Annotated in this window: 18 protein-coding genes; 16 read left to right on the forward strand and 2 right to left on the reverse strand. The window is 66.7% G+C overall.

Going from position 1 to position 20019, the window contains the following annotated elements:
• Nucleotides 1-12 precede the first annotated feature (12 nt).
• The 9 genes from A1D30_RS05915 (at nucleotide 13) to nudB (ending at nucleotide 9476) form a co-directional block, all read left to right on the forward strand.
• A complete protein-coding gene (locus tag A1D30_RS05915) occupies nucleotides 13-1050 on the forward strand; it encodes a TIM44-like domain-containing protein (RefSeq protein ID WP_063459866.1) in 1038 nt (345 codons plus the stop codon).
• 53 nt (nucleotides 1051-1103) lie between these two features.
• Complete coding sequence (locus A1D30_RS05920) at nucleotides 1104-1706, forward strand: hypothetical protein (RefSeq protein WP_063459867.1); 603 nt, start codon at nucleotides 1104-1106, stop codon at nucleotides 1704-1706.
• Entirely contained in the window at nucleotides 1703-3268 is a 1566-nt protein-coding gene (gene ubiB, locus A1D30_RS05925) for a ubiquinone biosynthesis regulatory protein kinase UbiB (RefSeq protein ID WP_063459868.1), read from the forward strand. Before A1D30_RS05920 ends, ubiB begins: the two co-directional genes overlap by 4 nt.
• Nucleotides 3269-3700: 432 nt before the next feature.
• Nucleotides 3701-5152 carry a sodium:solute symporter family protein gene (locus A1D30_RS05930; RefSeq protein WP_063459869.1) on the forward strand — a complete coding sequence of 484 codons (1452 nt, stop codon included), beginning with the start codon at nucleotides 3701-3703 and terminating at the stop codon, nucleotides 5150-5152.
• Between the two features lie 91 nt (nucleotides 5153-5243).
• Nucleotides 5244-5582: an FmdB family zinc ribbon protein gene (locus A1D30_RS05935; protein ID WP_063459870.1), complete on the forward strand. Its 339-nt coding sequence runs from the start codon at nucleotides 5244-5246 to the stop codon at nucleotides 5580-5582.
• An 8-nt stretch (nucleotides 5583-5590) separates the two neighbouring features.
• Nucleotides 5591-6214, forward strand: a complete 624-nt coding sequence (locus tag A1D30_RS05940) for a DUF502 domain-containing protein (RefSeq protein ID WP_063459871.1) — start codon at nucleotides 5591-5593, stop codon at nucleotides 6212-6214.
• Nucleotides 6215-6255: 41 nt separating this feature from the next.
• Complete coding sequence (gene aspS, locus A1D30_RS05945) at nucleotides 6256-8058, forward strand: aspartate--tRNA ligase (protein WP_063459872.1); 1803 nt, start codon at nucleotides 6256-6258, stop codon at nucleotides 8056-8058.
• 134 nt (nucleotides 8059-8192) lie between these two features.
• Nucleotides 8193-9002 carry a CsgG/HfaB family protein gene (locus A1D30_RS05950; protein ID WP_063459873.1) on the forward strand — a complete coding sequence of 270 codons (810 nt, stop codon included), beginning with the start codon at nucleotides 8193-8195 and terminating at the stop codon, nucleotides 9000-9002.
• Nucleotides 9003-9017: 15 nt separating this feature from the next.
• Nucleotides 9018-9476: a dihydroneopterin triphosphate diphosphatase gene (gene nudB / locus A1D30_RS05955; protein WP_063459874.1), complete on the forward strand. Its 459-nt coding sequence runs from the start codon at nucleotides 9018-9020 to the stop codon at nucleotides 9474-9476.
• Between the two features lie 37 nt (nucleotides 9477-9513).
• Here nudB and A1D30_RS05960 read toward each other — a convergent pair whose 3' ends face one another.
• Entirely contained in the window at nucleotides 9514-10419 is a 906-nt protein-coding gene (locus A1D30_RS05960) for a LysR family transcriptional regulator (RefSeq protein WP_063459905.1), read from the reverse strand.
• A gap of 148 nt (nucleotides 10420-10567) precedes the next feature.
• On the opposite strand from A1D30_RS05960, the gene A1D30_RS05965 reads away from it, so the two are divergent.
• Genes A1D30_RS05965 through hpaH form a run of 5 tightly spaced genes read left to right on the forward strand, consistent with a single transcriptional unit; the run spans nucleotide 10568 to nucleotide 15758 of the window.
• Nucleotides 10568-12043 (forward strand): aldehyde dehydrogenase family protein, encoded by a 1476-nt coding sequence (locus tag A1D30_RS05965; RefSeq protein WP_063459875.1) that lies wholly within the window; start codon nucleotides 10568-10570, stop codon nucleotides 12041-12043.
• Nucleotides 12044-12065: 22 nt separating this feature from the next.
• Nucleotides 12066-12965 carry an extradiol ring-cleavage dioxygenase gene (locus tag A1D30_RS05970; RefSeq protein ID WP_063459876.1) on the forward strand — a complete coding sequence of 300 codons (900 nt, stop codon included), beginning with the start codon at nucleotides 12066-12068 and terminating at the stop codon, nucleotides 12963-12965.
• A complete protein-coding gene (locus tag A1D30_RS05975; RefSeq protein ID WP_063459877.1) occupies nucleotides 12962-13906 on the forward strand; it encodes a fumarylacetoacetate hydrolase family protein in 945 nt (314 codons plus the stop codon). The genes A1D30_RS05970 and A1D30_RS05975 overlap by 4 nt, the downstream gene beginning before the upstream one ends.
• Nucleotides 13907-13933: 27 nt before the next feature.
• A complete protein-coding gene (locus tag A1D30_RS05980; RefSeq protein WP_063459878.1) occupies nucleotides 13934-14932 on the forward strand; it encodes a Bug family tripartite tricarboxylate transporter substrate binding protein in 999 nt (332 codons plus the stop codon).
• A 10-nt stretch (nucleotides 14933-14942) separates the two neighbouring features.
• Nucleotides 14943-15758, forward strand: coding sequence for a 2-oxo-hept-4-ene-1,7-dioate hydratase (gene hpaH / locus A1D30_RS05985; RefSeq protein WP_063459879.1), 816 nt, complete (start codon nucleotides 14943-14945; stop codon nucleotides 15756-15758).
• A gap of 35 nt (nucleotides 15759-15793) precedes the next feature.
• On the opposite strand, the gene A1D30_RS05990 is transcribed toward hpaH, so the two are convergent.
• Nucleotides 15794-17542 carry a response regulator gene (locus A1D30_RS05990; protein ID WP_063459880.1) on the reverse strand — a complete coding sequence of 583 codons (1749 nt, stop codon included), beginning with the start codon at nucleotides 17540-17542 and terminating at the stop codon, nucleotides 15794-15796.
• A gap of 354 nt (nucleotides 17543-17896) precedes the next feature.
• On the opposite strand from A1D30_RS05990, the gene A1D30_RS05995 reads away from it, so the two are divergent.
• Nucleotides 17897-18634 carry an endonuclease/exonuclease/phosphatase family protein gene (locus A1D30_RS05995; protein ID WP_063459881.1) on the forward strand — a complete coding sequence of 246 codons (738 nt, stop codon included), beginning with the start codon at nucleotides 17897-17899 and terminating at the stop codon, nucleotides 18632-18634.
• A gap of 4 nt (nucleotides 18635-18638) precedes the next feature.
• Entirely contained in the window at nucleotides 18639-19877 is a 1239-nt protein-coding gene (gene clsB, locus A1D30_RS06000; RefSeq protein ID WP_063459882.1) for a cardiolipin synthase ClsB, read from the forward strand.
• The last annotated feature ends 142 nt before the right edge of the window (nucleotides 19878-20019 follow it).

Below are 20019 nucleotides of genomic sequence, written 5' to 3' on the forward strand. Positions count from 1 at the left end.
GACGGAGAAGTCATGATGAAACTGTGGTCTGTGGTGTTGGTCGCGATGCTGGCGTTGGCACACGCAGATGCTGATGCCCGGCGGCTGGGTGGTGGCAAATCGACGGGCAAGCAGTCGAGCAACGTGACGCAGCGCGAGTCGGCCACGCCGCCCGCGACGCCGGGCGCGCCTGCCCAGAATGTCAACAGTGCCGCCGCAGCCAAACCGGCGGCTGCGCCCGCAGCCACGCCTGCGGCACCGGCCAAGAAGCCCTGGGGCGCCATGCTGGGCGGTCTGGCGGCGGGCCTGGGTCTGGCCTGGCTGGCCAGCTCGCTGGGCCTGGGCGCAGGTTTTGGCAACATCCTCATGATCGTGCTGCTGGCCGTGGCAGCGTTTGTGGTCTTCAAGCTGGTGATGCGCGCGCGCAGCGGTGCGGGCAATGGCGGCGGTGCAGCCGCTGGCGGGTCGCCATTTGCCTTCCAGGGTGCAGGCGCCGGTGCCGGTGCGGCAACGCCTGCGGCGGCGCAGGTGCCCCCGCAGTACAGCCCCAACAACGTGGGCAACGATGCGTCGGCGCGCCCCTGGGAGCGCAGCAGCATGGCGTTTGATGCCTCGCGCGCCGCGCAAGGTGGTGGTGCGGGCGTGGTGATCGGTTCGGGCCTGTCGGGCGCGCAGAACTGGGGCGTTCCGGCTGATTTCGACACCGATGGTTTCCTGTCGGCCGCCAAGCGCAATTTCGTCACGCTGCAGGCCGCCTGGGACCGTTCGGACATCTCCACGCTGCGTTCCATGATGACGGACAGCATGCTGGAGGAGATCCGTACGCAGCTGACCGAGCGTGAAGACCACCGGGGCGCGCAACCCAACCACACGGACGTGGTGATGATCGAGGCGCAGCTGCTGGGCATCGAAGACCTGGGCGATGGCTACATGGCCAGCGTCGAGTTCTCCGGCATGATCCGCGAGGAGCCCTCGGCCGGCCCGAGCCCGTTCCGCGAGGTGTGGAACATGACCAAGCCCAAGGCGGGCGGCAGCGGCTGGCTGGTGGCTGGCGTGCAGGCTCTGCAGTAATGCTGCAAGCCCCGGTGCAAGGGGCTTTCCAGTTCAGGGAATAATCGGGGACTATGGCAACACCACAGTCCCCTTTCTCTTTTCTGGACGGCCTTTTCGAGCGCGTGGCCGCCGGTCCGCAACCCCCGCAATGGCTTGTGCATGAGGTGCAGCAGCGTCTGGTGCTGTTCCTCAACCATGTGCTGATGCAGGAGCAGGAAGCCATGGACCGCCTGGTGCGGCAAAAAGGCCGTGTCGCCCGCGTGCAGTGGCGGGTGTATTCGCTGGCGCTGGTCATCACGCCTGCGGGCCTGTTCAACCTGGCGCCCGAGACGGCAGTGCCCGATCTGCAGCTGCACGTCACCGAAACCTCCCCCTTCACCCTGGCCCAGGGCGCATTGCGGGGCGACAAGCCCGCCATTCGCATCGAAGGCGATGTGCAGCTGGCCGCCGAGATCAACTGGCTGGTGGACCATGTGCGCTGGGATGTCGAGGAAGACCTGGCCCACGTGATCGGTGACGCACCGGCCCACACCGTGGCCCAGGTGGCCAGCCGTGGCGCGCAAGCCCTGCGCCAGTTTGTGGGCGCACGCATGGCCGCCGGGGGCGCTGCAGCATCGGCCCCATCCGCTCCGCTGGCCCCGGCCGCCTCCCCATCGCCACAGGCTGGCGCATGAAGCGGTTTTTGCGGGGGGTGGCCATCCTCTGGGTGGTGTTCCGGTACGGCCTGGATGGCCTGGTGCTCGACAGCTTCAACAAGCCCTGGCTGCGGATGATTTCGCGCATCCTGTCGGTCGGGCGCAATCTGGACGCCCCGCGTGGCCAGCGCCTGCGCGAGGCGCTGGAGCGCCTGGGGCCCATCTTCGTGAAGTTTGGCCAGGTGCTGTCCACCCGGCGCGACCTGCTGCCCGCGGACATTGCCGACGAGCTGGCCCGCCTGCAGGACCGCGTCCCGCCGTTTGACCCCGATGTGGCCATGGCCACCATCGAGCGCGCCTTCCGCAGGCCGGTGGACGAGGTGTTCACTTCGTTCGACCGCACGCCGGTGGCCAGTGCGTCGATTGCCCAGGTGCACTTTGCCACGCTGCGCGACCGCCAGGGGGTGGAGCGCGAGGTGGCGGTGAAGGTGCTGCGCCCTGGCATGCTGCCCGTGATCGAGAAGGACCTGAGCCTGATGCGCATGATGGCGGGCTGGGTGGAAAACCTGTCGGCCGACGGCAAGCGCCTCAAGCCCCGCGAGGTGGTGGCCGAGTTCGACAACTACCTGCACGACGAGCTGGACCTGGTGCGCGAGGCCGCCAATGCCGCGCAGCTGCGCCGCAACATGCAGGGGCTGGACCTGGTGCTGATCCCTGAGATCTTCTGGGACTTCTGCCACGCCGAGGTGATGGTGATGCAGCGCATGAACGGCGTGCCCATCAGCCAGATCGACCGCCTGCGCGAAGCGGGCGTGGACATCCCCAAGCTGGCGCGCGACGGTGTCACCATCTTTTTCACCCAGGTGTTCCGCGACGGCTTCTTCCATGCCGACATGCACCCCGGCAACATCCAGGTGAGCCTGGACCCCGCCACCTTTGGGCGCTACATCTCGCTGGACTTTGGCATCGTGGGCACGCTCACGGAAGTGGACAAGGAGTACCTGGCGCAGAACTTTGTGGCCTTCTTCCGCCGCGACTACAAGCGCGTGGCCGAGCTGCACATCGAAAGCGGCTGGGTGCCGCCCGAGACCCGCGTGAATGACCTCGAATCGGCCATCCGCGCGGTGTGCGAGCCGTACTTCGACCGCCCCCTCAAGGAAATCTCCCTGGGCATGGTGCTGATGCGCCTGTTCCAGACGTCACGCCGCTTTCATGTCGAGATCCAGCCCCAGCTGGTGCTGCTGCAAAAAACCCTGCTCAACATCGAGGGCCTGGGCCGCGAGCTGGACCCGGACCTGGACCTGTGGAGCACCGCCAAGCCCTTCCTCGAAAAATGGATGCTGGAGCAGATGGGCCCGCAGCGCCTGTGGCGCGAGCTGCGCGCCGAGGCGCCGCACTACGCCAAGCTGATCCCCGAGCTGCCGCGCCTGGTCTATGACGCACTGCGGCAGCGCCCGGCGGACCAGCAGCAGGTGCTGCGCGAACTGCTGGATGCGCAAAAGCGCACCAACCGGCTGCTGCAATCCCTCATTTACGGCGGTGTTGGATTTGTGCTCGGCCTGCTGGCCATGCAGCTTTTCATGCGGATACGGGTGTTCTAAGAGCCTATTTACGATCTCGCAGGGGATCGCGTTGGAGCGCAATCGGGATGAGTGGACGCTTCGGATGCGCTGCATGGGCTCATGCCCATGCAAGCAGCCGGGGCGCTCAATCGCCCGATTTCGCTCCAACCCTTCGGGCAGTGGTCTTTGCGGGTGGTCTGCGGCGTTGCGGCGCTTGCCAATAGCCGGGCTATTGGCCGCGCACCGCGCCTTGCAATCCCATCCCGCAAAGACCGCTGCGCGACCCCTGGGAGATCGTAAACAGGCTCTACGGCACAAAAGTTGCCTTCATAATCCGCAGCAACTTTTGTTACGAATTTAGAGAAGGGGCCAGAACCCCTCGGTCTTCCAGGTGCAGCCGCGCGGCCGCACGATGTGCCCGCTGCGCGTCCTGTTTATTTCGCAACCCCCTTGGAGCTTCGGAGCGGCACCATGCTGTTGTCTTTCATCGTTCTGTATCTGCTGATTTCGATTGGTGTGGGCCTGTATGCCGCGACCCGCGTGCACAACACGGCCGACTATGCGGTGGCGGGGCGCAGCCTGCCCCTGGCCGTGGTGATCGCCACCACCTTTGCGACCTGGTTTGGATCGGAAACCGTGCTGGGGGTCTCGGCCCGCTTTGTCAGTGGAAACCTGGGGGCGGTGGTCGAGGACCCCTTTGGTGCATCCATGTGCCTGGTGCTGGTGGGTTTCTTTTTTGCCTACAAGCTCTACCAGAAGAACCTGATCACGCTGGGCGACTACTACCGCCAGCGCTACGGGCGGGTGATCGAGGTGGCCTGCTCGGCCATCATCATGTTCAGCTACCTGGGCTGGGTGGCAGCGCAGATCACGGCCCTGGGCCTGGTTTTCAACCTGCTCACGCAGGGGGCCGTGTCGGTCACTCTGGGCATGGTCATCGGCACGTTGGTGGTGCTGGTCTACACGCTGTATGGCGGCATGTGGTCTGTGGCCATGACGGATTTCGTGCAGATGATCGTGATTGGCGTGGGGCTGCTGGCCATTGCCTGGTTTGCTGCCGACCTGGCCGGTGGTGCGGGCAAGGTGGTGGAGTACGCCGCGCGCGAGGGCAAGTTCCAGTTCTTCCCGAGTGGGGGGCTCAAGGAGTGGACCTTCTTCATCGCCGCCGCCATCACCATGATGCTGGGCTCCATACCGCAGCAGGACGTGTTCCAGCGCGTGATGTCCTCCAACAGCGCCGAAACTGCGCGCAAAGGCCCCGTGATTGGCGGCGTGCTGTACCTGCTGTTTGCGTTCATCCCCATGTTTGTGGTGACGGCCGCCGTGCTGGTGATGCCCGAGACAGCGCAGACGCTGCTCAATGAAGATCCGCAGAAGGTGCTGCCTACCCTGGTGATGGAGCGCATGCCCATCATGCTGCAGGTGGCCTTTTTTGGCGCATTGCTGTCGGCCATCATGTCTACGGCGTCCGCCACCCTGCTGGCGCCCTCGACGACGTTTGTCGAGAACATCCTGCACAACCTGCGCCCTGGCATGACCGACCAGCAGACCCTCAAGGCCATGCGGATCTCGGTGCTGGTGTTCACGGCCTGTGTGCTGACCTATGCCATCACCATGCAGGGCACCTCGATCTATGAGCTGGTGTCTGGTGCCTACCAAGTGCCTTTGGTGGGCGCCTTTGTGCCGCTGGTTTTTGGCCTGTACTGGAAGCGTGCGACGACCCAGGGGGCGCTGCTCGCAGTGGCGATGGGCCTGGGGGTGTGGCTGCTGTTTGTGGCCAGCCCCATGCTGTCGGAGGCGTTCCCGCAGCAACTGGCCGGTGTGCTGGCCGCGCTGGTGGGGATGGTGGGGGGCTCTCTGGCGCCACAGTGGATCGAGGACCACAAGGGCCACGTCACCCACTACGAAGGCAGCGCCCGCTGAATGCCCCGCCCCCGTGCCCAGGGCATGGGGGTTGAGGGGTGGGCATGCCGCCTATAATTGAGGGTTTTGCACTTTCCCTCCACACACTGACATGCCTATTTACGCCTACAAATGCGGCTCCTGCGGCCATGCCAAGGATGTGCTGCAAAAAATCTCTGACGCGCCCCTCACGGTGTGCCCCGCCTGCGGTGCCGAGACCTTCTCCAAGCAGGTCACGGCGGCAGGCTTCCAGCTCAAGGGCTCGGGCTGGTATGTGACCGATTTCCGGGGTGGCAACGGGGGCAACTCTGCGCCCGCCACAGAGGCCAAGTCGGGGGGCACCTCCGAGGCGGTAGCCCCTGCCAGCACAGGCAATGCTCCTAAAACAGAAGCTGCCAGCCCAAGCACATCAGGCGCCAGCAGCAGTTCTACCTCTGTTTCTTCGAGCTGAGGACCTGCATGGCTGCCCTGCGCAAATGGCTGTTGACGGGTCTTCTGGTCATCGTTCCCGGTGTCATCACGGCATGGGTGCTCAACTGGATTGTGAGCACGCTCGACCAGACCCTGCAGATCCTGCCCGTTGCATGGCATCCCGACAAGCTGCTGGGTGTTCACGTGCCCGGCTTTGGTGTGGTGCTCACCTTGCTGATCCTGCTGGTGGTGGGTGCCGTCGCCAGCAACTTTGCAGGCCGCAAGCTGGTGCAGTGGGGCGATGCCTTGGTGCACCGCATCCCGGTGGTGCGCTCCATCTATTCCAGCGTCAAGCAGGTGTCCGACACGCTGTTCTCCGAAAGCGGCAACGCTTTTCGCACGGCGGTCCTGGTGCAGTGGCCCCGCGAGGGCGTCTGGACGGTGGCCTTTGTCACCGGTGCCCCCAACGGCGAAGTGGCCGCCTACCTGCGTGACGAATTCGTGAGTGTGTATGTGCCCACGACACCCAACCCCACGGGGGGGTACTTCGTGATGGTGCGCAAGAGCGACTGCGTCGAGCTGGAGATGAGCGTGGACGCCGCCCTCAAATACATTGTTTCGATGGGCGTGGTCGCTCCTGCAGACCCCACGCTCGTTTCCCCCAGTAAGTGAATCCCTTTTAACGCGCCCCCCGGGCGCCGGAAGTTTTTGCCATGGCCATGCGTTCCCACTATTGCGGTCTTGTGACCGAAGCCCTGATGGGCCAAACCGTCACCCTGTCGGGCTGGGTGAACCGCCGCCGCGACCATGGTGGCGTGATCTTCATCGACCTGCGCGACCGCGAAGGCTACGTGCAGGTGGTGTGCGACCCCGACCGTGCCGAGATGTTCAAGACCGCCGAAGACGTGCGCAACGAGTTCTGCGTGCAGGTCGTGGGCCTGGTGCGCCCCCGTCCGGACGGCACCACCAACGACAAGCTCAAGAGCGGCCAGATCGAAGTGCTGTGCCACGAGCTGAAGGTGCTGAACCCCTCCGTCACGCCTCCGTTCCAGATGGACGACGAGAACCTGTCGGAAACCACCCGCCTCACGCACCGCGTGATGGACCTGCGCCGCCCGCACATGCAGCGCAACATGATGCTGCGCTACAAGACCGCCATCCAGGTGCGCAACTTCCTGGACAAGGAAGGCTTCATCGACATCGAAACGCCCATGCTGGGCAAGAGCACGCCAGAAGGCGCGCGCGACTACCTGGTGCCCAGCCGCGTGCACGACGGCCAGTTCTTCGCGCTGCCCCAGTCGCCCCAGCTCTACAAGCAGATGCTGATGGTGGCGGGCTACGACCGCTACTACCAGATCACCAAGTGCTTCCGCGACGAGGACCTGCGCGCCGACCGCCAGCCCGAATTCACGCAGATCGACTGCGAAACCTCGTTCCTGAACGAGGAAGAGATCCGTGCCATCTTCCAGCGCATGATCACCGAGGTGTTCCAGCAGCAGCTGGGTGTGGACCTGGGCGAATTCCCCATCATGACGTACCAGGAAGCGGCCTTCCGCTTCGGCTCCGACAAGCCCGACTTGCGCGTGAAGCTCGAATTCACCGAACTGACCGAGGTGATGAAGGACGTGGACTTCAAGGTGTTCTCGGCCCCCGCCACCACCAAAGGTGGCCGCGTGGTGGCCCTGCGCGTGCCCGGTGGCTCGCAGATCTCGCGCGGCGAGATCGATGCCTACACCGAGTTCGTCAAGATCTACGGCGCCAAGGGCCTGGCCTGGATCAAGGTCAATGAAGTGGCCCAGGGCCGCGAAGGCCTGCAGTCGCCCATCGTGAAGAACCTGCACGACGCGGCCATCGCAGAGATCCTCAAGCGCACTGGCGCCCAGGATGGTGACCTGCTGTTCTTTGGCGCCGACAAGGAAAAGATCGTCAACGACTCCATCGGCGCGCTGCGCCTGAAGGTCGGCCACAGCGAATTCGGCAAGAAGAACGGCCTGTTCGAAGCCAAATGGGCGCCCCTGTGGGTGGTGGACTTCCCCATGTTCGAGCATGACGAAGAAAACGACCGCTGGGCCGCAGTGCACCACCCCTTCACGTCGCCGAAGGATGGCCACGAAGACCTGATGGACACGGACCCTGGCAAGTGCATCGCCAAGGCCTACGACATGGTGCTCAACGGCTGGGAGCTGGGTGGTGGCTCGGTGCGTATCCACCGCGCCGATGTGCAAAAGAAGGTGTTCGATGCGCTCAAGATCACGCCGGAAGACGCACAGGCCAAGTTCGGCTACCTGCTGGACGCCCTTCAGTACGGCGCGCCCCCGCACGGTGGCCTGGCCTTCGGTCTGGACCGCCTGATCACACTGATGACCGGCGCCGAGTCGATCCGTGATGTGATCGCCTTCCCCAAGACCCAGCGCGCGCAGGACCTGCTGACCCAGGCGCCTTCGCCCGTGGACGAAAAGCAGCTGCGCGAGCTGCACATCCGCCTGCGCAACCCGGACGCCATCAAGGCGGCCTGATCCGGGGCGTTTTCCGGATATCCCGGTCTTTGCAGATGCGCTCCTGGGGCATCGCACCACTAAGCGGCACGGGCCTTGCGCCCGCGCCGCTTTTTTATTGGCCGGCCCTGGCTGGCGCACGAAGGAAGTTCTCCATGTGTTCCCATACGTTGCGGGCGGTCGCCGCCGCTCTGGTGCTGCTGGCCCTGGCGGGCTGTGGCGAAAAGAAAACCGAACTGGGGCAGGGCGGCTCCGTCGTCACCGGCTCGGCAGGGCCCCAGGGAGCGCAGAACGCAGCCAAGGAACTGGTGCGATGCGACGCCCCGGTGGCCACGCTGGCGCTGGCCGAGAACCCGAACGGCTACACCATGGGCTCGGGCTACCAGCTGCCGTCCTCGCCCGTACCCCTCGTCAAGCTGCTGGCCCAGCAAAGTGGGTGTTTCCGCGTGGTGGACCGCGCGGCGGGCCTGCGCGGCACCATCCAGGAGCAGGATCTCAAGGACTCCGGCATCCTGCGCAAAAGCAACTCCACGGTGGCCAAGGGCAAAGGGTATGAGGCGCAGTACACGCTCACGCCCAGCCTCACCTTCAGTGAGCAGGATGCCGGGCGGGGCCTGGCCGGCGTGATCGCCATGGTCCCGGTGCTGCGCGACATCGCCGGTCTGGCCGGGCTGGTGGAGCAGGTCAAGTTCAAGGAGGCACAGACGGCGCTGCTGCTGTCCGACAACGAAACAACCGAGCAGGTGGCGGCTGCCACCGGCGCTGCCCGCACCACCGACCTGGGGGTGGGCGGCCTGGTGTTTGGCAAGCTGGGCGGCGCGGCGGGTGCGGGCTGGAGCAATACCAACGAAGGCAAGGTGATCGCCGCCGCCTTCCTGGACGCGCACAACCAGTTGGTGGTGCAGGTACGTGCGCTGCAGGCCAAGGAGCTGCCGCCCCCGGTGGCCACGAAAGCCAAGCCCTGATTTCCCCAGGCGGCGATGGAACAACAGCGGCCCTTCAAGATCCCCGAGTCCGTGCTGGTGGTGATCCACACCCCGGCGCTCGACGTGCTGTTGCTGCACCGGGCCGACGGTGCCAACCACTGGCAGTCGGTCACCGGCAGCAAAGACCATTGGGATGAAGCCTGGGAGGCCACCGCTGCGCGCGAGGTGTTGGAGGAAACTGGTATCGATTCCCATGGTGCAGGCATGGTGCTGACAGATTGGTGCCTGGAGAACATCTACGACATCTGGCCGCAGTGGCGCCACCGCTATGCGCCCGGCGTGGTGTTCAACCGCGAGCGGGTGTTTGGCCTGTGCGTGCCCGCCGGTACGGCGGTGGTGCTGAGCCCGCGCGAGCATGTGGCGTTTGAGTGGCTGCCCTGGCGCGAGGCCGCCGACCGCTGTTTCTCTGCCTCCAATGCCGAGGCGTGCCTCTTGTTGCCGCGTTTTGTCTGAAGCGCGACGGCGGCTGGCAGGCCGATAAGGCCATGCCTCACTGCGGCTTCGCCAATACCTTGACCAAATGCTCGGCGAACCCCTCGGCGGCGGGTGAGGTGGCGCGCTGGGTGGGGCTGTAAAGACACACGTAGCGCATGGCCTCTGGCGCCAGAATGCGCCGCCGCACCAGGCCCAGTGGCTTGGCCAGGGCGCCCACATAGTCGGGGGCCAGCGTGGCCGTCACATCGGCGGCCGCCAGGCCCAGCGCGGTGGATATGTTGTCCACGATCTCCACCGGTGTCACGCGCTGCTCGCTGGGCAGGCCGGTGTGCATCTGGGCCACGCTGCGTTCGTGGTCGCGCCCGGCGGCCACCAGGGGGTGGGCGTGCAGCTGGGCCCAGGTCACGCTGCGCTGGCGCGCCAGCGGGTGGGTGGGGGCGCACCACAGCACCCAGGGGCTCTGAAACAAGGGCGTGCGTGCGATGTCTGCCCCGCAGGCGCGGTCCGGCCCGAGTGCCAGGTCGGCGTCGCCGCTGGCCACGGCGTCCACCAGTTTTTCCACCGGCGCATCGCGGATGTGGATGTGCACCTTGGGTCGCGTCTGCTGGTAGGCCTTGATGGCCCGGGGCAGGATCACGCTGGCCACTACCAGGGGTGCCGCTATGCGCACCACCCCGGCCGCGCGGTTGCGCACATCGCTCGCGGCCGTCTGTGCCATGCGCAGGTGCTTGAGCACCGATTCGGCCGACGCCAGGAACTCGCGCCCCGCGCTGGTGATGCCCACCCGGCGCGTGCTGCGCTCGAACAGCTTGAAGTCCAGCACATCCTCCAGCTCGCCCACCAGCTGGCTCACCGCCGAGGGCGTGAGCGCCAGCCGGTCGGCAGCGGCCGTGAAGCTGCGCATCTCGGCCACGGTGACGAAGGCTTCGAGCTGGCGCAGCGTGAAATGGGGCAGGGACATGGGTGCAGATCGCGGTGGTGCCATTCATTAGATCATCTTCACAATCCATAAGAAAGCATTGATTGTGGTCAAGCAAGGGGCTGCAGATACTCCGCGACGGTTGGGCAAGGTTGCCTGGCCCCGTTTGTTGTCTGACCGGAGAATTCCCTTGAGCACCGACACCCTGAACGTCGCCGGCATCGCCGTATCGCCCCACCACTACATCGACGGCCAGCGCGTGGCGTCCGACATGCGCTTCGACCTGCACTCGCCCATCGACCAGGCGCTGCTGGGCCGCATCAGCGAAGGCTCGCCCGCCCATGTGGATGCGGCCGTCAGCGCAGCGGCGCGCGCCTTTCCGGCCTGGAGCGCGCTTACGGCCGCCGAGCGCAAGCCCTACCTGGACCGCTTTGCCGCAGAGATCGGAAAGCGCGCCGAGGCCTTCTGCACACTCGAATCCAACGATGCGGGCGTGCTGCTCTCGCGCATGAAGCACGGCGTGGTGCCGCGCGCCATGCTCAACATCACCTGGTTCGCGGAGCATGCCCTCAGCTTGCAGGACCGTCCCATCGAGACCGAGCAGGCCACCCACCTCGTGCGCCACGACCCGGCCGGCGTGGTCGCCATCATCACGCCCTGGAACGCGCCGCTGATGCTCGCCACCTGGAAGCTGGGCCCGGCCCTGGCCGCAGGCAACTGCGTCATCGTCAAGCCGCCGGAGTGGGCGCCGCTCACCAGCAGCCTGCTGGCCGACTGCGCGCACGCGGCCGGCCTGCCGCCCGGGGTGTTCAACATCGTGCAAGGCGCGGGCGTCAGCACCGGTGCGCGCCTGGTCAGCGACCCGCGCCTGGCGCGCATCTCGTTCACCGGATCCGTGCCCACGGCCAAGTGGATCGCCCAGTCGGCCGGCGCCAACCTCGTGCCCTGCAGCCTGGAGCTGGGCGGCAAGTCGGCCTTCATCGTGCTGGAAGACGCCGACATCGACAACGCCGCCGCCACCGGCGCGCTGATGTACCGCAACGCCGGCCAGGTGTGCCTGGCGGGCACGCGTTTCCTCGTGCACCGCAAGGTGCATGATGCCTTCGTGGCGGCGCTGCGTGGCTATGTCGAGAAGCTCACCGTGGGCGACCCGCGCGACGGGGCCACCGAGGTCGGCCCCATCATCCACCCGCGCCAGGTCGAGCGTGTACACGGCTTCGTGCAGCGTGCCGTGGCCGATGGCGCTACGCTGCTCTGGGGCGGTGCGCAGCACCCCTTCGGAGCGCAGTATTACCAGCCCACCCTGCTCACCGATGTGCGCCAGGACAGCGAGATCGTGCAGAACGAGGTCTTCGGCCCCGTGCTCACGCTGCAAACCTTCGACAGCGACGAGGAGGCCATTGCCCTGGCCAACGGCACGGACTACGGCCTGGGCGGCGTGTGCTACGGCGCCACGGAGCACGCCAGCGCCGTGGCGCAGCAGGTGCGCACGGGCTTCATCTGGGTCAACAGCTTCGGCATCCGCGACCTGGCCGCGCCGTTTGGCGGCATCAAGCGCAGCGGCGTGGGCCGCGAGGGTGGGGACTGGAGCTTCGAGTTCTTCTGCGACGTCAAGGATGTCGTTGTTCCGAAAAAGCCCTTCCGCGCCAGCTTCAGCCACCGCTAACCATACTCAAAGGAAACACACCATGGGAAGCATTGTTGGCGCCGCCATCGTCTCGCACCACCCTGGCCTGATGCAGTGCGAGGAATTCCGCGTGCTGCAGGGCGCAGGGGCCGACTCGGACCTCATCCCCGGTTACGCGCGCCTGCGCGAGAAGATTGCCGAGACCCGGCCCGACGTGGCCATCATTTTCGACTCGCACTGGTTCACCACCGGCTACCACCTGGTGGACGGCGCCGTGCGCTACCGGGGCACCTACATTTCCGACGAGATGCCCTGGTACCTGCACGGCGTGCCCTATGACTACCGGGGCCATCCCGATCTGGCACTGGCCATCGAGGCCGTGTCGCGCGAACAGAAGGGCTACAACCGCGTCATCAACCACCCCGACTTGGGCAAGCACTACGCCACCATCAACCTGGTCAAGCAGCTGCGCCTGGAGCGCAGCGACACGCCCGTGGTCACCGTGAGCTCGTGCCAGAACTGCGACTGGCGCCACTTCCTGAAATCGGGCGAGGCGATTGCCGAGGCCGTGCGGCGCAGCGGCCTGCGCGTGCTGCTGCTCGCCTCGGGCGCTCTCAGTCACAAGTTCAACCCCATCGACTGGAAGCCCAAGCACCCGCGCATCTTCCACGAGAGCAATGTCTCGCGCCCCGAAAACATCGTGAGCGACAAGGGCGCCATCGCGCTCATGGAGCAGGGCCGGCACGACATGGTGCTGGACCGTTGGCAGGACGAGTACCGCAAGATGCCCTGGGAGGCCTTCGGCGCGCACTACCTGCAGATGCTGGGCGCCATGGGTGGCGCGGACTGCCGAGCGAAGGGCGTGGCCCTGTCGGCCTACGAGAACGCGCGTGGCACGGGCAATGTGCACATGTGGTTCGATGGTGAAGCGTGCGAAGCAACGGCAAAGGTGGCGGCATGAACTTCGAATTTCCGATCACCGAGCTGCCCGCCGTGATGCGCGGCCCGCGCGTCGAGCGCCGCCGTGTGCTGGCGGGCGGCAGCGCCTGCTGGGGCACCATCGTGGAAGAAGGGGCGCAGCAGGGCCAATTGCGCCTGGACGATGGCCGCGTGCTCGACCCGGCCACGGTGCAGCACCTGCCGCCCGTTGCGCCCAGCAAGATCATCGCCGTGCACATCTCGTACAGCTCGCGCAGCTTCGAGACGCGCAACCAGCAGAGGCCCACCGAGACGCCCACCTACTTCACCAAGCCGCCGACCTCGGTCAACGGCCATGGCTGCGAGATCCACAAGCCCGCCGACAGCCAGTACCTGAACTACGAGGGCGAGTACGCCGTGGTCATCGGCAAAACCTGCCGCAACGTGCTGCCCGACGAGGCCTGGGACTACATCGAGGGCTTTTGCCCCGCGCTCGACATGGGCCTGCAGAACTACCGCGATACCGACCAGGGCAGCATGCTGCGCGTGAAGGGGGCGGACACGTTGCTGCCCATCGGGCCGGGCATCGTGCGCGGCGTGAACCTGTTCGCGCAGACCCTGCGCACCTACCGCAATGGCCTGGTGGTGCAGGAGGCGCACATCGGCGACGAGACCATCTGGGGCCCGCACTACGTGGTGGCCGACATCGCGCGCCACATCACCCTGGTGCCGGGCGACGTGATCCTGATGGGCACGCCCTGCCACTCGCGCTCGGTGGACCCGGGCGACCGGGTGGAGTGCGAGATCACCGGCCTGGGCCGCCTGGCCGGCACGGTGGTCGCCATCGCCGCGCCGCGCGCCTCGGCCCTGGGTGTGGGCCACCAGCCTACCGACAGCCCCGAGGTGCGGCGCGTGGCCTGCGGCTTCGACGAACGCGTGCCCGAGCACCTCAAGGCCAACTACCGGCAGGCCGCCAAGAAGTAACCCACCACCACACACAGGAGACAAACCATGACCCTTCTTTCCACATCCCTGTCGCGCCGTGGCGCTCTGCAATGGGCCCTGGCCAGTGCAGCGGGCAGCATGCCCTTTCTGGCCCAGGCCCAGGCCATCGATGCCGTGAAGATCCTCGCCGGATTTGCCGCCGGTGGCACCGTGGACACGCTGGCGCGCCGCGTGGCGACCCAGATCGCGGGCGGCTACGCCAAATCGGCCGTGGTGGAGAACAAGACCGGCGCGGGTGGGCAGATCGCCATCACCACGCTCAAGGCCGCTCCGGCCGACGGCGCCACGCTGCTGGCCACGCCCATGTCCATGCTGGGCATCTACCCCCACACCTACAAGAAGCTGCCCTATGACCCCGTGGCCGACGTGACGCCCGTCTCGTTGGGCGTGGTGTTCGACATGGGTTTTGCCGTGGGCCCGCAGGTGCCCGTGTCGGTCAAGACCGTGCCCGAGTTCCTGGAGTGGTGCAAGTCCAACCCCACCGGCGCCAACTTCGGCTCGCCCGCGCCGGGTTCGGTGCCGCACTTTGTGGGCGAACTCATCAGCCGCGCGGGCAAGGTGGACATGCGCCATGTGGGCTTTCGTGGCTCGCAGCCCGCCATCCTGGACCTGCTGGGCGGGCAGATCGCGGCAGTCTCTGCGCCGGTGGGCGAATTTTTGCCGCACCTGCAAGGCGGCAAGCTGCGGGTGCTCGCCACCTCGGGCGCCACACGCAACAAGTTTGTGCCGGGCGTCAGCACCCTGGTCGAACAGGGTTTGCAGGACATGGTCTACGGCGAGTGGTTCGGGTTTTTTCTGCCGGGCAAGGCGCCTGCCGAGGTGGTGCAAAAGGCCAATGCCGCCATCCGCACGGCGCTGGCCGACAAGGACGTGGTTGCCGGGTTGGCCGCCATGGGGCTGGAGGCGCGCTCGTCCACACCGGCCGAGCTGGCGGCGCTGCTCAAGGCCGATGGCGACAAGTGGGGGCCGATCGTCAAGGCCATCGGTTTCACCGCGGAATCCTGAGGACGCACCGATGCTTGACGACGCACTGATCCAGCAACTGGCCAGCGAACTGCACCAGGCAGAGAAGACCCGCGTGCAGGTGGAGCATTTCTCCAAGCGCCACCCCGGCATGACGGTGCAGGACGGCTATGCCATCTCGCGCGCCTGGGTGGCGATGAAGATCGCCGAGGGCCGCACGGTGCGCGGCCACAAGATCGGCCTGACCTCGCGCGCCATGCAGGTGGCCAGCCAGATCACCGAGCCCGATTTCGGTACCCTGCTGGACGACATGTTCTTTGCCGAGGGCTGTGACATCCCCATGCAGCGCTTCATCCTGCCGCGCGTGGAGGTGGAGCTGGCCTTCGTGCTCCACAAGCCGCTGCGCGGCGAGCCGGGGCGTCCGCCGGTGAACATCTTCGATGTGCTGGCCGCCACCGAGTACGTGGTGCCCGCCATCGAGATCATCGATGCGCGCATCGAGCAGCACGACCGCCACACGGGCGGGATGCGCAAGGTGTTCGACACCATCTCGGACAACGCAGCCAATGCTGGCATCGTCACCGGCGGGCGCCCCGTGCGGCCCGATGCGGTGGACCTGCGCTGGTGCGGCGCACTGCTGTACAAGAACGGCGTGATCGAGGAGTCGGGCCTGGCAGCGGCCGTGCTCAACCACCCGGCCACGGGCGTGGCCTGGCTGGCCAACAAGCTGGCACCCTATGGCGAAGGGCTGGCGGCGGGTGAGGTGGTGCTGGGCGGCTCGTTCACCCGGCCGGTGTCGGCTGCGGCGGGCGACACCTTCCATGCGGACTACGGGCCGCTGGGCAACATCGCCTTCCGCTTTGTGTGAGCGGCGCGCGCACCACACACGGCGCCAGGCTTTTTTCAGGGCCGCAGCTGGAGCTTGTCGGCCGCACTTTCGGGTGCGGCGGCATCGGGCGGGTTCATGTCTGCTTCGCTGGCGGCGGGGGCCACAGGGCTGCTGCCCTCCACGGCGTTGCGTGAGCGGATCACCACACCTCCGGGCCGCCGCTCGCTGTCCTGGCCCAAGATGGCGCGTGCGGGGGCATTGCCAATGCGCTGGCGCAGCGCATCAATGGCCTCCTGCAGCGGCTCGGGCGATGCAATGCGCGCGCCGTGCCGCAGCAGCACCTGCTGCGACAGGTCCAGCAACTTGGAGTTGAGGGTGGGGGTGGCCTGCTGCAACAGGTTCTGCACGGCGCCTGCGGGGTCGCCCGACAGGCTCTGGGCCATGGCGACTTCGGCGGCCTTGTTGACCTGCTGCAGGCAGTCGCGCACCAGCACGCCATAGGGTTCGTGCAGGCTGCAGGCGTTGGCCATCAGTTCGGTCAGCCCGCGCGTGTTGGCGTAGCGCATGCCCAGGGCGCGCACCCAGCTCTCACCCTCAGACAATTCGATGGACGTGACGGCCAGCACCGCTAGCAGGCTGCCCAGGTTGCAGGCTGCCTCAAAGTCAAAACTGGCGGTCGTGATTTCGCGTGCCATGGCGCGCACCGATTCCACCGCCTGTGAAAACTGCCGCTGCTGGATCAGCTGCAGCGCCCGCGCCACGTCGGCAAAGCGGCGGATGCGTGGGCTGTCGGCGTGGCGCTCCAGGATGCGCGCAAAGTCGGCCATGCAGCGCTCGATGCCCTTGCGGTCGTTCTCGGCATAGTAGGCAAAGGTCAGCAGCACCAGCGACTGGTAGTCGAACAGCTTGGAGTCGATCCCCAGCACCACGGCCCGGGCCAGCACCTTGGTGGCCGTCTCGCGGTCGCCCATGTAGTACGACATCATCCCCAGCTTCTGCAGCCGCACCACCGAGTCGGGCGTGAGCGTGCTGGCCGTGCGGTAGGTCTCGATGGCCTGCGCAAAATTCCCCAGCTCCACCTGCGCGCGGCCGAGCACGTCGTAGGCATCGGCAAACGAGGCATCTTCGCCGATCAGCTCCTGCAAGGTGGTGATGGCGCGCGCCGCCTGGCCCGACTCGATCTGCGCGCGCGCCACCCCGAGCTTGGCCCAGGGCAGGGCGCGTGCAGCGATCACGGCCTCGAACAGCGTGCGCGCCTCGTCGTGCCGGCCCAGGCGCAGCAGCAGCTCTGAGCCAATGCGCGCGGCATACAACCAGTAAGGCTTGCGCGCCTCAAAGCGCTCTACGCACAGCGCGGCGGCCTGCTCGAAGTCCTCGGCCTCGATGGCGTCGAAGATGGGCTTGAGGTGCACCTTGCGCAGGCGCGCCAGACTCAGGCGCTCGAACAGCGCGCTGGGTGTGAAGGGCTTGAGCAGGTAGCCATCCAGCGCCGATTCGGCAGCCTCGGCCACGGCGGCATACGAGGCCTCGGCCGTGACCATGAAAAACACGGTGGAAAACGGTAGCAGTTGCGCGCGCCGCAGGTCGTCCAGCAGGGTCTGGCCCGAGTAGTTGGCATCGCCAAAAAACTGGTCGCACAGCACGTAGTCAAACACCGTGTGCTCCAGTCGGCTGCGTGCGTCCTGCACACGCGAGCACTGCACGATGCGGGTCACGCCGTACTCGCGCAATTGCCCCACCAGGATGCTGCGTGACGTGGCATTGCTGTCCACAATCAGCGCCTGAACCTGCGGGGGAACGGGTTGTCGGTTCTCAGTGGCCATGTGGCTGAACTGGCCTGTATGTGGTGTGAAGGAGACAGCCCCAGTGTACTGGCCCATGGCAGCCCGTGGGCGTCGGGCAAACCCGCTGCCCGCGTGGCTTGCGACACAATCAACAGTCCTAGAAACGGCAGTTGACCGCTTGCCATCTTCAAGAGATCCCGATGGATACTGACTTTCGCTGCTTCGTTGACGTTCGCCTGTGGAGTGGGCACGCTACACACTCGCCAGCACCGCGCTCGCCGCGCCAGGCGGCGTTGCTCCTCCTTGCGGGCATGGGCCCGCTGCGTCCTCGCGCCTTGCCTGGCGCGCCGATCACGGCACTGGCAAGTGCGTTCAACTACCGTTTTTAGGACCATGCAACACGACGACATCCTGCGGGTAGCCACCTACAACATCCACAAGGGTGTGCAAGGCATCGGCCCCGCGCGGCGGCTGGAGATCCACAACCTGGGGCTGGCGGTCGAACAGCTCGATGCCGACATCGTCTGCCTGCAGGAGGTGCGCAAGCTGCACCGGCGTGAGGCGGCCTACTTTCAGCGCTGGCCCGATGTGCCCCAGGCCGAGTTCCTGGCGCCCGAGGGCTACGAGGCGGTGTACCGCACCAACGCCTTTACCAAGCATGGCGAGCATGGCAATGCGCTGCTGTCGCGCTGGCCCGTGATCGGGCACCAGCACGAGGACATCTCCGACCACCGTTTCGAGCAGCGCGGCCTGCTGCATGTCGAGGTGGATGCCCATGGCCGCAATGTGCATGTGATCGTGGTGCACCTGGGGCTCATCCCTGGCAGCCGGGTGCGGCAGATCGAGCGCCTGCAAAGTTTCATCGACCGCGAGGTGCCGCCCGGCGCGCCGCTGGTGGTGGCGGGCGATTTCAATGACTGGGGGCAGCAGCTCAAGCGCATGCTGGCCGGGTTTTCGCTCTACGAGTTCGAGGAACCACGCGCCTTCACCTACCCCGCGCGGCTGCCCCTGACCCAGCTCGACCATGTGTACGCTCGGGGCCTCACGCCCCTGTCGCTGCATGTGCCGCGTGGCCGCATCTGGTGGCGCATGTCCGACCACCTGCCGCTGATTGCGGAATTCCGGCTGTGAACGCGTGAAGAAAAAACCGCCCCCGGTCCGTGGCACAGAGTTCTCGGACGACCACCGCGTGCACCTGTTGCAGGGCGCCGAGGAGCTGTTCCCCGCCCTGACCGAGGCCATGGACGCTGCGCTGTCGGACATCCAGTTCGAGACCTACATCTTCGACTTCACCGGCTCTGGCGCGGCCGTGGCCGAGGCGCTGATGCGCGCGGCGCAGCGGGGCGTGCGCACCCAGCTGGTGGTGGACGGTGTGGGCACCGGCGCGCTGCCCGAGACCTGGGCCGCGCGCCTGCAGGCCGCTGGCGTGCAATACAGCGTGTATTCGCCGCTGGGGCCCCTGGGCCTGCTGCTGCCCCACCGCTGGCGGCGCCTGCACCGCAAGCTGTGTGTGGTCGATGGCCGCCTGCTGTTCTGCGGCGGCATCAACGTGCTGGACGATTTTCACGACCCCAACCACGGCACGCTCGATGCCCCCCGTTTTGACTTTGCCGTGCGCGCCACGGGCAGCCTGGTGGAGGCGGCCAGCGACACCATGGACCAGCTCTGGTGGCGCATGCAGGCCGTGCGCGACGCGCGCCAGCGCCGCCTGCCCGAGGCGCTGCAGGCCCTGCGTGCAGCCAGCAAGGCCCGGCACGCGGCCGACCCGGCCACCGACTCCGGCCCGCCCATGCGCGCCGCACTGGTGCTGCGCGACAACGTGCGCAACCGCAGCCGCATCGAAAAGGCCTATCGCCGTGCCATTGGCAACGCGCGGCACGAGATCATCATTGCCAACGCCTACTTCATGCCCGGCGGCAAGCTGCGCCGCGCGCTGGTGATGGCCGCGCGCCGGGGCGTGCGCGTGCGCCTGCTGCTGCAGGGGCGCTATGAATACTTCATGCAGTACCACGCGGCCCGGCCGGTGTATGGCGCGCTGCTGGCGGCGGGGGTGGAGATCTACGAATACGCGCCCAGCTTTTTGCACGCCAAGGTGGCTGTGATCGACGCGCAGGGCGATCGGCCCTGGGCCACGGTGGGCTCGTCCAACCTCGACCCCCTCTCCCTGCTGCTGGCGCGCGAGGCCAATGTGGTGGTGGAAGACGGCGCCTTTGCCACCGACCTGCGCCAGCGCCTGGTGCACGCCATGCAGCACGCGGGCCGCCGCATGGACCCGGCGCGCTACGCAGGCCGCCCGCTGCGCCAGCGCGTGCTTGACCGGATCGCCTTTGGCCTGATGCGGCTGGCGCTGTGGGTGACGGGCAACCGGTATTGATAGAGAGCACACCCCCTGAGCAGCCCTGGCTTGGCTGCCTTGGCCTTGGCCGCGCCCGTTGGATAGGCCGCAGATGGCGCGCAGCGCCCCGCGTTGCTCCGTATTGCGATATTGCTATAAAAAATATAGCTATCAAGGCACA

Source organism: Acidovorax sp. GW101-3H11 (genome assembly GCF_001633105.1).
GTDB lineage: Bacteria > Pseudomonadota > Gammaproteobacteria > Burkholderiales > Burkholderiaceae_C > Acidovorax.

Coding starts and splice junctions, on each gene's coding strand:
- A1D30_RS05915 (WP_063459866.1), top strand. CDS start 13: ATGATGAAACTGTGGTCTGTGGTGTTGGTCGCGATGCTGGCGTTGGCA.
- A1D30_RS05920 (WP_063459867.1), top strand. CDS start 1,104: ATGGCAACACCACAGTCCCCTTTCTCTTTTCTGGACGGCCTTTTCGAG.
- ubiB (WP_063459868.1), top strand. CDS start 1,703: ATGAAGCGGTTTTTGCGGGGGGTGGCCATCCTCTGGGTGGTGTTCCGG.
- A1D30_RS05930 (WP_063459869.1), top strand. CDS start 3,701: ATGCTGTTGTCTTTCATCGTTCTGTATCTGCTGATTTCGATTGGTGTG.
- A1D30_RS05935 (WP_063459870.1), top strand. CDS start 5,244: ATGCCTATTTACGCCTACAAATGCGGCTCCTGCGGCCATGCCAAGGAT.
- A1D30_RS05940 (WP_063459871.1), top strand. CDS start 5,591: ATGGCTGCCCTGCGCAAATGGCTGTTGACGGGTCTTCTGGTCATCGTT.
- aspS (WP_063459872.1), top strand. CDS start 6,256: ATGGCCATGCGTTCCCACTATTGCGGTCTTGTGACCGAAGCCCTGATG.
- A1D30_RS05950 (WP_063459873.1), top strand. CDS start 8,193: ATGTGTTCCCATACGTTGCGGGCGGTCGCCGCCGCTCTGGTGCTGCTG.
- nudB (WP_063459874.1), top strand. CDS start 9,018: ATGGAACAACAGCGGCCCTTCAAGATCCCCGAGTCCGTGCTGGTGGTG.
- A1D30_RS05960 (WP_063459905.1), bottom strand. CDS start 10,419: ATGTCCCTGCCCCATTTCACGCTGCGCCAGCTCGAAGCCTTCGTCACC.
- A1D30_RS05970 (WP_063459876.1), top strand. CDS start 12,066: ATGGGAAGCATTGTTGGCGCCGCCATCGTCTCGCACCACCCTGGCCTG.
- A1D30_RS05975 (WP_063459877.1), top strand. CDS start 12,962: ATGAACTTCGAATTTCCGATCACCGAGCTGCCCGCCGTGATGCGCGGC.
- A1D30_RS05980 (WP_063459878.1), top strand. CDS start 13,934: ATGACCCTTCTTTCCACATCCCTGTCGCGCCGTGGCGCTCTGCAATGG.
- hpaH (WP_063459879.1), top strand. CDS start 14,943: ATGCTTGACGACGCACTGATCCAGCAACTGGCCAGCGAACTGCACCAG.
- A1D30_RS05990 (WP_063459880.1), bottom strand. CDS start 17,542: ATGGCCACTGAGAACCGACAACCCGTTCCCCCGCAGGTTCAGGCGCTG.
- A1D30_RS05995 (WP_063459881.1), top strand. CDS start 17,897: ATGCAACACGACGACATCCTGCGGGTAGCCACCTACAACATCCACAAG.